This is a genomic window from Solibacillus faecavium (genome assembly GCF_014836905.1).
Lineage (GTDB): Bacteria > Bacillota > Bacilli > Bacillales_A > Planococcaceae > Solibacillus > Solibacillus faecavium.
The window spans coordinates 192,525-205,840 of the sequence record NZ_JACSPZ010000002.1; the positions used below are offsets into that span (position 1 = coordinate 192,525).

The window sequence follows — 13,316 nt, forward strand, 5'->3', positions numbered from 1 at the left end:
GTTACAAAATAAAAGGAAGTGTAATAATCACATATGAAAAAGATATTGAAACCATTGATTAGTATTGTTGCCATTGGTGCACTCTCCCTATCTATCAATATAAATCAAAATGTATTTGCGGATACATGTGAGTATGATACATCATCAAAGGTAAACCCAGACTATTCCACAATGAACTGTTTGTTAACGGAAACAGCACTGAGATATAATGTGCCTCCTGAAATTGTGAAGGCGGTTGCGGAAGGTGAAAGTGGAAATTGGCGACATTTTGATCAGAATGGCAAAGCGATTGTGACGGCTGATAATGGAATTGGTCTTATGCAAATTACTAATCAAGCGCGCTACGATCAAGAGAAGCTAAAAAGTGATCTTGTCTATAATATTCAGGCTGGCGTAGAGACGCTGGATAAAATGTTTAATCGCAAGGATTTGCCTAGCATTAACGGCGGGGAAAGAGAAGTATTGGAACATTGGTATTTCGCGATTATGGCTTATAACGGGACTAAACCAGTAAATAGTCCAATTGTCCAAGCAACGGGTGAAAGAAATGTTAATGCCTATCAAGAAAAAATTCTCGGAATTGTTAAGAAATCTGAATTAATTAACTTAAAGGAACTGCCATTTAAACGTGAACATTTCCAATATGACTCTAACAGCAAGGAAAATATTAAATTTTCAGCACTGAATTATCAATTTGATTTACCATTAACAAAATCAAAGTATTTTTTCAAAACGAATCAAAAAGTAAGTGCAACAGCTAACCCTAAATTTAGATCAACACCTACAACGAATAATGAAAATATTAAGGGTACTTTAAATAAAGGCGAAATGGTTACCATTACTGGTCCATTTGTATACGATGAAGTTTCAACGAAGAAAAACCATTTTGTTTGGTATCCAGTAAAAAGAAGCGACGGGTCAGAGGGGTATGTAGCTTCAAGTTATTTAGAGTACCCGGAAATGACAACGTTACCGGTACCGAGTCCAGCAGAGGGTACTACACCTATACCGGACTACTCAGAATATATTAAAAAGTATGCTGATTTCAACCCTACAGCTTGGTGGAAAGATGATATGATTTGGGCAATCGATCGAGGCTTAATTAAAGGGTACAATGACGAATGGAACGCAAAAACAAAGAAATACGAAACCCAGCTACAACCGAACAGACATTTAACGGAAGCTCACTTCTTAACAATCTTCTTCCGTTATGCTCAAAATGATGAATTAGCAAATGTAAAAGGCACGTCGTCTTGGAGCAGAAGTGGTATATACAACATGGCGGAAAAATACAAAATGCCTGTACTGGCAAATGAAAAATCCAAAGCATCTAGAGCTTTAGCTGAAAGTGGTATTAAACGTGGTAAGTTAGCGGAATTGATGGTTTCTTACCACTTAGGTAAACAAGTAAGTGAAAACGAAGCGATTCAATTTTTCATGGATAACGGGATTACTACAGCTAAATCAATCGTTGCATACGAGCCTGACCGAATTTTAACTCGAGCTCATATATCTGCATTTATTCAAAGATACGAATCATTCGAATCAAAGCAAAAATAATAGAACTTAGAAAACGGTTGCGTTCTTGCAATCGTTTTTCTATTTTTTGAATATCCAATCACTATTAATAACATTGCAGAATAATTTTAAGCACTTATTTCTTGGGTAACACGTAGTCTACATAAGCTTTTTACCATTTTCATTCCTCCACTCCAATAAAATTATATGACTATAAAAATAATTTTGGGGTAGAAGTAAAGAAAATATTTATTATGAAAGAGGCGTTAACATGCAAGAAATACTACTAATTTTGGCAATACAACTAGTTTATGTACCTTTAATGACATTGCGAACGATTTTCTTAGTAAAAAATATGAGACTTCTCGCTTCGATTTTTGGTGTTATGGAAGTACTTATTAATGTATTTGCATTATCTATCATTTTCAGCGGCGATCAAAACTTCATAGCGATGCTCGTATATGCACTCGGGTTTGGTCTAGGAATCCCATTAGGAACAATGATTGAAAGTAAGCTAGCTGTTGGTTATGTTTCTGTTACGATTAACACGCAGGAAAAAAATCAGGAATTAATTGATATGTTAAGAGATAATGGATTTGCCATCACGACGTATATTAGCCAAGGACGTGACAGCGACCGATTTAAATACGAAATTTTGGCAAAACGAAATCGTGAAAAGGAACTGTTCAATCTTGTAGAATCAATTGAACCTAAGGCATTTATCATTTCATATGAGCCTAAATCATTCAGAGGAGGTTTCCTAGTTGATCGAATGCGTAATAAAAAGTTTAAACTTAAAAAGAAGTCTGAAAATAGTTGATAAGTTTGAATTAAAAAAATCAGTAATTACATGTATAAATAAATAAAAATGAATCAAACTATTAATGATGGTCGGTTAGCCATCGAATGATTTCGGCGCAGAAGGCTTCGTCCTTCGCGCCTTTTTTATGCTTATAGACTGTTAAATTATTTAAAAATGATGTTATGGAAATCCTCTTTTCTTCAAATAATGAATAAAAAGAGGTGAAAAGATGAGTAAAGAAGTTGGGAAGATATTTGTACAAAGGATAATGAATAATAGTGATCCATTATCAAACATCGTAACAGTGCACCTTTTTTGTGAAAATGCGATCAATAGTTTAATTAAAGCAAAGGCTTTTGGCGTCGAGGATTTCTCGAAAAAGAATAAGGGGGAGACATATATCCCTATACTCGATTCCAATTATTCAACAAAATTATATTTTGTATATTCAATGGGTTTAATCGAACAAAAATTGTATGAAAACTTAAGGTTGCTTAACCATTGGCGAAATAAAGCTGCCCATAATATCCATGAAGATATAAAGAAATTGCCTATCGATTTTCATATTTATAATGAAAACCATTCGATTACAGCAGGGGCCGATGAAAATGAAATCGTCTTAGGTGTAGCCTTTGCAACTTATGTTGAATTACATAAGTTCATCGAAGAACAATATCAAATCAATATTTGAATAAAGGCGCTAATTTTATATCGATATAAGAGGGTTGGGGATGCATGAAAGTTCCTGACTCTTTATTTTTGATAGCTTATTGATATTTGCTGCATTTTGGTTAGTTCGTATTTCATAAAGCACATTATAATGATGGGCATATATAACGAATATCTATTATTTCCGCTAAAATTGTCTAAATAAGGGTATATGATATAAGTAGTTTATTTTTACTAAGGGGATGGACAATTTGAAAAAAAGATATTATTTAGCTATGAGCGCACTGTCAATTGCAGTTGTAGCGGGTTGCGGAGATACAGCTGAACCAGTAGATGGTACTAAAGATGAAGCAAGCTTAACATTGCAGCAAGTCTTTGAAAAAGCAATGGAACGTCAACAAAATTTAAAAAGCGTCCATGCAGAAACAAATATGGATCAAGTGACGAATTTAATGATGGACGGCGAAACAATGCAAATGACGAGTACCTCTAATTTAGCAATGGACATCACACAAAATCCATTGGCAATGTATACAAACGGTAATATTGAAATGGATATGAGTGGCGAGAAATTCGATATGCCAATGGAAATGTACATGACCGAAGAAGATGGGTTTTATATGTTGAACGGCGAAACAAACGAATGGATCAAGTTGCCGGACGAGCAATATGAGCAAATTATGGCACAAGCTGGGGCACAGGCAAATGCAACAGACCAATTGGAACAATTACAGCAATTCATTGATGAGTTTACATTTGAACAAGACGATGAAAATTACTTATTAACCTTAAATATTCAAGGCGATGAGTTTAAACAATTTATTCTTTCCCAAATGGGTGCAAGCTTAGGTGAATCCATGGAAATGTCCAACGATATATTAGAGAACATGTCGTTTGAAGATTCCCAGTATAATATAGTAGTTGCAAAAGATACATTTGATACGAAGGAAATCGATTTGGACTTAAAGATAATCACTAACATCGAAGGTCAGGAAACAACGATCGAAAATGATGTTAATGTTGTGTACTCGAAGTTCGATGAGGTAGATACAATTAAAATTCCGGATGAAGTGATAAAAGAAGCAACAGTAACTGAATAAATGACAAGCAGTGGAAGCGCATTTTTGCGTTCCCACTGCTTTTTTTATTCTATATAGGAAACAAAATAAAAAAATTAGCGTCTGTCCTTTTCTAGTCGCCTCTAAACTGATATTATTGATATAGTGTGACATCAGTCAGTGTAAAAATGAGAGTGGTGAAATTAAAATGGATGAACAAAAAAGAGATGAAGGACAAACAGAACAAAGTGAGCAGCAAGTTAAAGTTGAAAAGCCTGCTGGTAAGTATTTACGGATGAAACCATTCGCATTCATTATGCTCATTTTCCTAACAATTATATGTACAGCTGGTTTAACTATCTTTGCATTAACGTTTGGTGAGCAAAAGGTCGTTGAAGTAAAGGTACCTGTTGAACGACCGGAATTTAAAAAGCTATATGATGCATATGATACACTTCAGCAAAAATATTTCGAAGATGTAAATGAAGAAGAAGTGGTATATGGTGCAATCAACGGAATGTTTGATGCATTGGGAGACCCTTATTCAGACTATATGAACAAAGAAGAGGCTAGCTCGTTTAACGAAAACCTTTCTTCAAGTTTCCAAGGCATTGGTGCAGAAATTCAAGAGAGAAACGGCTACATTATGATTGTCTCTCCAATTAAAAATACACCTGCTGAAAAAGCTGGTTTACAGCCTAGAGACATGGTGCTGGCAGTTGACGGCAAAAGTGTAAAAGGTATGAGTTCCACTGAAGCTGTACTCCTTATTCGTGGAGAAAAAGGTACAGAGGTGACATTAACAATTCAACGCGGAGATGCGGAAAGCTTTGACTTGACGCTAGTACGTGATGACATCCCTGTGGAAACAGTATATGGTGATTTAGATGAATCAGGAATAGCTCATCTTCAAATTACATCATTTAGTGAAAATACAGCAGTAGAACTTGAAAAAATTCTAATCGAATTTGAAAAAGAAGGACTAAAGGGGATTGTTATAGATGTTCGCCAAAATCCTGGTGGGTATTTAAAAGCGGCCATCGACATTTCAAACCTATTCGTTGAACAAGGTAAAACCATCGTACAAATTCAAGAGCGTAATTTAGAGCCTCAAATTGTTGCGGCGGATAATCGTTCTAAATATAAGCTGCCTATAACGGTATTAATCGATGAGGGAAGCGCCTCTGCCTCAGAAATCTTAGCAGGAGCTTTAAAAGAATCGGCAAATGCACAAATTATTGGCTTAAAATCATTCGGTAAAGGCACAATGCAAGAAGTAATTTACATGGAAGATGGCGCTAACTTAAAGTTTACAACGGGTAAATGGCTAACACCGGATGGAAACTGGGTAAATGAAAAAGGAATCACGCCTGACGTGAAAGTGAATTATCCAGATTACGCTTCACTGCCATATATTGACCCAACTCAAACTTATGAATTAGGTACCGAACATGTAGCTATTGAAACGGCAGAACGTATTCTCGAAGTACTGGGCTATGACCCGGGCGAAGTGAATACTAAGTTTGATGAAGCAACTGAAGCGGCTTTAAAAGCGTATCAAGAGGAAAATGAGCTGGAAATAACGGGGATCTTAACAGGAGATACAACATATGCATTAATGGATGCCATTAGTGAAAAGCTAAAAACTGAAGATCCTCAAATTTTAAAAGCTAAAGAACTATTAGGTGTAACGCCTGAAGAAACAACAGCAGACTAATACAAAAGATGGGCTAGTATAAAGTGGAAATCACTTTATTGCTAGCCCATTATTATAGGAAGTGAAAATATGAAAGATGTTTATTTATTTAGTGGCTTTTTAGGAAGTGGCAAAACTTCCATGTTAACGGATGTGATTCGTCAACTGAAGGAAGCAGGTTTAAAGCCAGCCGTAATTATGAATGAATTAGGCAAGCTGCCTTTTGATTCGCAATCTGTAGAGTCAGATGTACCTTTAAAGGAAATGCTCGAAGGCTGTATTTGTTGTAGTGGCGCAGAAAAGACCGAGGCGCAAATTCAATCGCTTTTGCATGATCAGGAATTTGATGTATTAATTATTGAAACAACAGGTGCAGCACATCCTGTAGAGGCACTGGATGCCGTGTATTCGCCATTATTTGCAGAACAGTTGAATATAAAAGGTATTGTTACAGTAGCCGATAGCCGATTATGGTTAGATCGCACTACTTTAACACCACAAGTTCGTTCGCTGTTTATGGAACAAATTCGCCATGCACACTTAATATTAGCGAATAAAACGGATTTGCTGACAGATTCCGAACAAGCTCAAGTTGTATATGAACTGCAAGGGTTTAATTCGAAAGCGTTCATCTTACAAACAACGAACGGTCGTGTTCCACTTAACTTGTTACAAAATATGCAATCGACAGCCCGTGTTTCAAAGGATGACATCGTAGCAGCGCGCATCGGTGAAAGCTTTAACTTAGGCTCAAGATTAGTACATTTTAATACTAGTTTTACTCAAGAACAGTTTGAAGAGTGGATAAGGGAACTTCCGGAAACGGTTTACCGCATGAAGGGGTATGTACCGATTGAAGGGATTAAAAACCCGATGCTGTTTCAATATGCTTATGGTATGGTGCAATGGCTGCCGGAATATGTGAAGATGACACCAAGTCTCGTAATAATCGGAGAGAATATAAAAGACGTGGAAATTATTGGACAATAACTCGTCAATACCTTTTCAAATGCAATGTTTGAGGAAATTGGATAAATTTATAGGAAAAATGAAGTGAGATTTAAGATTATAAGGCTTATAAATTGGTAGATGGACAACTTACCAATTTATAGGCCATTTTTTTATAGATTTTTCATTTACGATGGGATTACGAAAGGAGGCGTACAAAATGAAAAAATTAATATTACCATTTTGTGCAGTAATACTTTTTGCAACACAAGCACCCGTTGCGAATGCGAACGCAAACGAAGGGGGCAAAACAACTACTGGAATCAACTACTATCAATCAGCAGCAGAATATAAGATGAAGCTGAATCAAAAATATAACTCTCAAAAAAATACACCTCAAAAACAAGAGGTATCATCAAATACAAGTAAAAATACATCTGTTAAAGAAGTTACTAAAAAGCAAACAACAACTAGTCCTTCTACAAATGCAACAACTCCAAAAACTGAAACAGTATCGACAGCAAAGAATACGAATGCAGTAACGAATACTGCTACTGATCAAGTAGCGGCATTTGAAGAGAAAGTAGTAGAACTAACAAATGTAGAGCGTACTAAAAACGGTTTAAAGGCATTACAAATAGACCGTCCTTTAATGGCAGCAGCTCGAGAGAAATCACAGGATATGAAGGACAATAACTATTTCTCTCATACTTCACCGACATTTGGTAGCCCATTTGATCGTATGAAAGCATTGAAGATTTCGTATAAAGCTGCAGGTGAAAATATCGCAAAAGGTCAAAAATCACCAGAGCAGGTTGTAGAAGCTTGGATGAACTCAGCAGGACATCGCGCTAATATTCTAGATAAAAATTTCACGCATATCGGTGTAGGTTATGTTAAAAACGGCCACATTTGGACACAGCAATTTATTAAAAAGTAAAGATTATTGGTATATCACTTATAAATAGTGGTTTAAAAAGAATGTAGACAAAAGGTCTCGAGAGACGAACTCTCGGGACCTTTTTATCTTTTTAATTATTGCTAGTTAACGTACGCTCGCGGAGGATTTACAAAATGCTAAGCTGTGTTATTTATATTTTATTGAAATAATAATTATTTTATAATATTTAATTTGAATTTGGTCGACATCCGTTTATCTTTAACACAAGCATTTTATATCGGGTTCAATTGTGCTACAATTAACGGTATACTTAAATTTGCTTTAAAATAAAACGATGTAAAATTGTTATGTGAATTGTGGTGAATTACCAATAAATACTTTTTAAAAAATAATAATTATTAAAGGCATACATGAATAGATGTAGAAAATGGGCCTAAAAAAACTATTTTAATAAAAAATTAACTAAAATTAAATGGCAGACTAAATAATATGATATTTATCGAAGCATGTTGAAATGTCTTGATGCATAAAATATAAAAAATGACATTTGCTTTGTTAGGAGAAAATTATGAACGAAAAATCAATTATTTTAACAGGTGGAGGAACAGCCGGTCATGTATCTTTAAATGAGGCAATTATTCCATCCTTATTAGAAGCAGGATATAAAGTACATTATATTGGTTCGCATGATGGCATAGAAAAAGAACTGATAGGGAATGCCTTTCCGACATTACCATATCACAGCATTTCAAGCGGGAAGCTACGCCGTTACTTTTCAATGCAGAACTTTACGGATCCGTTCAAAGTGTTGGCAGGGGTTACACAAGCTTTTACTATTATTAAGCGAGTGAAACCGACTGTCATCTTCTCAAAAGGTGGTTTTGTGTCGGTACCGGTAGTAATAGCAGCCAAACTGGCGAATATTCCCGTCGTTGTACATGAATCGGATGTAACACCAGGGTTGGCAAATAAAATTTCATTGCCATTCGCTTCGCATATTTTTACCGTATTTAAAGAGACGATGAAGCATTTGCCGAGCGATAAAGCCACATGTACTGGTTCGATTATCCGGCAGCAACTTTTTGAAGGGAACCGCGAACGTGGTTTGGCACTATGCAATTTTACTTCGGACAAAAAAGTACTACTTGTTATGGGCGGCAGTTTAGGGTCGGTGGTAATTAACGATGCACTTCGTAGTAACTTGTCGGCATTGCTCGAAAAATACCAAATCATTCACCTTTGCGGCAAGGGGAATAAAGATGCGTCATTAAATAATCTGGAAGGCTATTGTCAATTTGAATATGTGACGAATGAATTGCCGGATTTGTTATATGCAACAGATTATGTCGTATCAAGAGCGGGCTCAAATTCTATCTTTGAATTTTTGACACTGCATAAGCCAATGCTACTAATTCCTTTATCAGCGGCAAAAAGTCGTGGGGATCAAATATTAAATGCAAATCTATTTAAAAAACAGGGGTTTGCACAAGTATTGGATGAAGAAAAATTGACAAAAGAATCATTTTTACAAGCCATCAATCACCTTACTGCAAAAGCAGATGAAATGATTGACCATATGGTTGAAGTTGAACATCCTAAAACACCGAAGGAAATGGTCGGTTTAATTACTCAATATGAAAAATAAAAAGCGAGAGGCGTCCCAACAATGTGGAGAATGCCTTTCGCTTTAATTTATAAGTTATTGATAATGTATGCCTGATTTATAAAACATTCTTTTTACATCGCTTGTTCTTCTGCTTCCTCTTGCGTGTTGGCAGTTGTTAAGTAGAACAGGTCTTTTGGTATTTTGAATAAACGAAATTTTGTAGCGCCTTGATTGATTTCTTCAAAAAGCAGTGGATTTGTAAGCTCAGCATCGATTACATACGGCAATTTTAATGCCGCTGCCTGTGATCGACCATTTTCTTCCCGTACGCGTAAAAATACTGTATGGAAATCATAATCAAAAAACAACTCATTTAAAAACGCCAGCTTTGCTTTTTGATTGTAGCCTACTCCTTGATATGGCTTCCCAATCCAAGTACCTAAAAAACCGGCACCATCCTGAATATCAAAGATACTAATTGTGCCGATTGGAGCGCCCCACTCATCAACAATCGTACGTGAGATTGTTTGGCCGTTTTGCTCTTCTTCGATTAATTGTTTAGTCATAAATAAGTACTCTTCAGCAGAAGTTGCTTTTTGACGTACATATGGAAACACAGACGGATGACGTAATAATTCGTATAATTCTGCAGTTTCATGAAGTTCTCTTTGTTTTAACATGTGAAACGCCTCCTTTTAAGAAGAAAATGGTAGAGCCTGTAGTAAAGAAATAGTGCAAATAATCTTCTAATGCTAAAAGGTTCTTTATCATAAGGCAGTAGTCATTTCGAACTTGATCTTACCTAAAAGAATTTGACGTTAAACTATGGAACATAATTTGCCGGTCTCGCTCTATCCTAGACAAATAAAACAATATCGAAATAAGAATTGTATCTACATTTTATTATAATATATTCTCTTGGCGCAACTTTCAAGCTCGAAAAAAACATTTTTTTCTACTATAAGTCTATATATTCTGAATAGTCTAATTAATAATAATATTGATGACAATTTGTTTTTTAACAAAGTATAATATAGTAATTATGAGAAGGTGAGGCGAAAGAATGAAAGTACAATTAGTTAAAGTTCACGGTTCAGGAAATACATTTTATTTATACGAAGCATTATATGACGATAAGCTTGATTATGTGAACATGGCTAAGCAATTATGTAATCCTTCTATAAATGGAGGAGCAGATGGACTGTTGCTCGTTTTACCCTCCGATATTGCGGATGCTAAAATGCGCGTCATAAACGCGGATGGTTCGGAAGCTTCTATGTGCGGCAATGGCTTACGCTGTGTTGCACGACATGTATGCGAAAAATTGGAAATCGATGAAGCGATTATTGAAACGATGCATGCTTGTTTAACAGTAAGAAAAGAAGCTCCTATTTTTGAACAGCTTCCAACATATTCAGTGGAGATTTCCCCTATTTCATTTGAATTATCATCTTTGCCGCTGTTTTTAGAGGATAAGCAGGAATTGCACCATGAGCGAATTGCGGCATTTTCTGAAGATATTCCTTTTACAGCCGTTTCTGTCCCTAACCCACATTTAATTGGAATTGTTGAAAAAAAATATATAGAGAATACATCCCATCAACAGCAGCTAGCTGCATTTTTAAATTCGGATAATGAGTATTGCCCAAATGGTGTAAATGTCAGCTATGTGCTGCCTATTTCAAACGATGAAATTTTCGTTCGCACGTATGAGCGAGGTGTAGGTTTTACAAATGCATGTGGTACTGCAATGACCGCTTCAGCATTGATTTCTACAATGGAGAACATTGTTTCAGGTAATTTAATTACAGTTTATAATCCAGGTGGCTTCGTCCAGTGTTCGGTTGAACAGTATAATGATAAATGGAAACTGTCACTTATTGGAAATGCAACTATTGTAGGGTATTATGAAATAGAATATAGTCATAATAAAATAGAGTTTATTGATTGTGTTATAACAGAAGAGCAAGTACAATATGATAAATGTAATATTTATACAGAAAACAGGTTAAGAAGTTTTACACAGTGAATAGTGCAATAGGGGGAGCAAGTAATGAACGCCATTTTTTCCATAAATCAATTGGATTTGTTATTCAAGAATAGTAATGATGCTGTTTTCTTTATGGAAAGAGTAGATGATCAGTACCGCTATATTTATGTTAATGAAGCGGCTATAGAATTAATAAACGTTAATCCTACCGGTAAGTTATTAGAACAAGTCGTACCTTCCCATTTAGCAAAACCGATTATTCAAAACTATAATTTGACTATACAAAATCAAAAACAAATGGAATACGAAGATTATACGTATGATAAAATGGAAGTTCGAAAACAGCGTACGACATCGATACCAATTTTTATAAATGAAAAAACTTATGTTTTGGCAATTACAAAAGAAGTTTCCCTCGGTCGTGACCTGGAAGACAAATATCTTTTCATGCGCTCATTACATTCCAGTTCATTTATATCTACACTTTTAGTATCTAATGATATGCATTTGCTCGAAGCAAATCCTACTTTTATTCATGAATTTAATATTTGTATGGAAGATGCTCTTACTCAAAAGTTGTTTGAAATGCCTTTTATGGACGGTAAGAGTGTAAAACATCTTAAAAAATATATAAAATGCGTTCAAAATGGGGAAAGTATTCAATCGCAGATGCTATATTTTATTGATAAAAATAATGAGCGTCGATGTTTTACTGCGTCCTTCTCCTCACTGACTAGTAACGATGCGACGATTGCTGTAATTATTATGCTACATGAGATTACAGAATTTATTAAACAACAGCAAGCTTTGCGAACAGCTTCACATGGCTTGGAAATGTTTAAAAATGCAATTAGTTCAGTAGCAGATGTTATTTTTACCGATGTACATGGAGTGATAACGGATATTAATGATCGTATCATAAAAAATACCGGCTACAGTCGTGAAGAAATCATCGGAAATACACATCATATTTTCAATTCAGGTACCCATAACAAAGAGTTTTTCGAAAATTTATGGAGCACAGTTAAAGAAGGGAATGTATGGCGTGATGAAGTTTGTAATCGCAAGAAGAATGGGGAAATTTATTGGGTCGACTCCACAATTGTTCCGTTAAAAAATGAATTTGGGGAAATTGAACAATATTTTACTGTACAATATAACATTTCTTCGGAAAAGCAACTGCTGTCTGAGTTATACAAAATCGAGCGGATATTCCGGGCGATTACAGATAATACGAATGACTTTATCGTTGTGACTGATCGTTATGGGAAAATTAAATATGCTTCACCTTCATACATTAGAAAGCTCGGCTACGAAGAGAATGAACTAATTGGGGCTCCTTACGAAGATTTGCTTATGCCTGAAAGTATTAAAGTATGGAAGGAAGCGCTAAACCCTAAAGAAATCGATTTAGTAGAAGAATTGAAAATCGAATTGCTGCTGCATAAAAAAGATAACAGCCCGATATGGACGGAGGGCAATTATACGATATCCTTAGATTTATCGCACCATGAAATTTCGGAAATTGTGATGGTATCCAGAGAAATTACCGAACGCAAAGAACTGGAAGATAAATTAACTTATTTGGCTTATCATGATAGTTTGACGCAACTTGGCAACCGCAGAAAACTATACAAAGATTTCCCTCTGATTCAAAGTGAAGCGAAGCATGCTGATACAAGTCTGGCCATCTTCTATCTAGACGGTGACAACTTTAAACAAGTTAATGATTTATATGGGCATGATGTAGGGGATGAGTTTTTAATACAGTTTGGCAATTCACTCGTTAAAAGTGTTCGACAAGAAGATTTAGTCGTAAGATTAGGCGGAGATGAATTTTTAATCGTATTTACTGGACTATCAAATTTCGAAATAGAGCGTACGGTTCAAATTGAACAAATAATGAATCGCATTCAAGAAAACTTGGAAATTGGATGGAGAATAAGAGGGGTGCATTTCTCTCCTACTGTATCTATAGGGATTTCCATTTACCCGCAGCATAGCGAATCCCTGGATGAGCTCATTGATTTGGCAGACCAGGCATTATATCAAGCAAAACAGTCCCCGGAATATCAATATTGTATTAGTGATGTATAACGGAATAGCTAATGGAAGGTACGGAAAATTT

Annotated in this window: 11 protein-coding genes; 10 read left to right on the plus strand and 1 reads right to left on the minus strand. The window is 35.5% G+C overall.

The genetic code is table 11. The features are described 5' to 3' along the window. Window positions 1-33 precede the first annotated feature (33 nt). From H9635_RS04490 to H9635_RS04525, 8 genes are all read left to right on the plus strand, one after another. On the plus strand, window positions 34-1,560 hold the full coding sequence (locus tag H9635_RS04490) for a transglycosylase SLT domain-containing protein (RefSeq protein ID WP_191698956.1): 1,527 nt from the start codon (window positions 34-36) through the stop codon (window positions 1,558-1,560). 229 nt (window positions 1,561-1,789) lie between these two features. Further along, complete coding sequence (locus H9635_RS04495; protein ID WP_191698957.1) at window positions 1,790-2,338, plus strand: DUF2179 domain-containing protein; 549 nt, start codon at window positions 1,790-1,792, stop codon at window positions 2,336-2,338. Window positions 2,339-2,549: 211 nt separating this feature from the next. Further along, window positions 2,550-3,011, plus strand: coding sequence for an RND transporter (locus H9635_RS04500; RefSeq protein WP_191698958.1), 462 nt, complete (start codon window positions 2,550-2,552; stop codon window positions 3,009-3,011). Window positions 3,012-3,264: 253 nt separating this feature from the next. After that, window positions 3,265-4,089, plus strand: coding sequence for a DUF6612 family protein (locus H9635_RS04505; RefSeq protein WP_225231119.1), 825 nt, complete (start codon window positions 3,265-3,267; stop codon window positions 4,087-4,089). A gap of 166 nt (window positions 4,090-4,255) precedes the next feature. Then, window positions 4,256-5,764: a lmo1851 family serine protease gene (locus tag H9635_RS04510; protein ID WP_191698960.1), complete on the plus strand. Its 1,509-nt coding sequence runs from the start codon at window positions 4,256-4,258 to the stop codon at window positions 5,762-5,764. A gap of 69 nt (window positions 5,765-5,833) precedes the next feature. Continuing rightward, window positions 5,834-6,733 (plus strand): CobW family GTP-binding protein, encoded by a 900-nt coding sequence (locus H9635_RS04515; RefSeq protein WP_191698961.1) that lies wholly within the window; start codon window positions 5,834-5,836, stop codon window positions 6,731-6,733. A 178-nt stretch (window positions 6,734-6,911) separates the two neighbouring features. Further along, window positions 6,912-7,631 carry a CAP domain-containing protein gene (locus tag H9635_RS04520; RefSeq protein WP_191698962.1) on the plus strand — a complete coding sequence of 240 codons (720 nt, stop codon included), beginning with the start codon at window positions 6,912-6,914 and terminating at the stop codon, window positions 7,629-7,631. A gap of 529 nt (window positions 7,632-8,160) precedes the next feature. Further along, the gene (locus H9635_RS04525) at window positions 8,161-9,237 is read left to right on the plus strand and encodes an undecaprenyldiphospho-muramoylpentapeptide beta-N-acetylglucosaminyltransferase (protein WP_191698963.1); all 1,077 of its coding nucleotides are present in this window, start codon (window positions 8,161-8,163) and stop codon (window positions 9,235-9,237) included. A 92-nt stretch (window positions 9,238-9,329) separates the two neighbouring features. Here the strand turns inward: H9635_RS04525 and H9635_RS04530 are convergent, their stop codons facing one another. After that, window positions 9,330-9,878, minus strand: a complete 549-nt coding sequence (locus tag H9635_RS04530) for a GNAT family N-acetyltransferase (RefSeq protein ID WP_191698964.1) — start codon at window positions 9,876-9,878, stop codon at window positions 9,330-9,332. Between the two features lie 383 nt (window positions 9,879-10,261). On the opposite strand from H9635_RS04530, the gene dapF reads away from it, so the two are divergent. Beyond that, window positions 10,262-11,227 carry a diaminopimelate epimerase gene (gene dapF, locus H9635_RS04535; RefSeq protein WP_191698965.1) on the plus strand — a complete coding sequence of 322 codons (966 nt, stop codon included), beginning with the start codon at window positions 10,262-10,264 and terminating at the stop codon, window positions 11,225-11,227. 24 nt (window positions 11,228-11,251) lie between these two features. After that, window positions 11,252-13,285: a diguanylate cyclase domain-containing protein gene (locus H9635_RS04540; RefSeq protein ID WP_191698966.1), complete on the plus strand. Its 2,034-nt coding sequence runs from the start codon at window positions 11,252-11,254 to the stop codon at window positions 13,283-13,285. The last annotated feature ends 31 nt before the right edge of the window (window positions 13,286-13,316 follow it).

Bases quoted from the DNA above. Each gene is read 5' to 3' on its own strand.
- H9635_RS04490 (WP_191698956.1), top strand. From the start codon at position 34: ATGAAAAAGATATTGAAACCATTGATTAGTATTGTTGCCATTGGTGCA.
- H9635_RS04495 (WP_191698957.1), top strand. From the start codon at position 1,790: ATGCAAGAAATACTACTAATTTTGGCAATACAACTAGTTTATGTACCT.
- H9635_RS04500 (WP_191698958.1), top strand. From the start codon at position 2,550: ATGAGTAAAGAAGTTGGGAAGATATTTGTACAAAGGATAATGAATAAT.
- H9635_RS04505 (WP_225231119.1), top strand. From the start codon at position 3,265: ATGAGCGCACTGTCAATTGCAGTTGTAGCGGGTTGCGGAGATACAGCT.
- H9635_RS04510 (WP_191698960.1), top strand. From the start codon at position 4,256: ATGGATGAACAAAAAAGAGATGAAGGACAAACAGAACAAAGTGAGCAG.
- H9635_RS04515 (WP_191698961.1), top strand. From the start codon at position 5,834: ATGAAAGATGTTTATTTATTTAGTGGCTTTTTAGGAAGTGGCAAAACT.
- H9635_RS04520 (WP_191698962.1), top strand. From the start codon at position 6,912: ATGAAAAAATTAATATTACCATTTTGTGCAGTAATACTTTTTGCAACA.
- H9635_RS04525 (WP_191698963.1), top strand. From the start codon at position 8,161: ATGAACGAAAAATCAATTATTTTAACAGGTGGAGGAACAGCCGGTCAT.
- H9635_RS04530 (WP_191698964.1), bottom strand. From the start codon at position 9,878: ATGTTAAAACAAAGAGAACTTCATGAAACTGCAGAATTATACGAATTA.
- dapF (WP_191698965.1), top strand. From the start codon at position 10,262: ATGAAAGTACAATTAGTTAAAGTTCACGGTTCAGGAAATACATTTTAT.
- H9635_RS04540 (WP_191698966.1), top strand. From the start codon at position 11,252: ATGAACGCCATTTTTTCCATAAATCAATTGGATTTGTTATTCAAGAAT.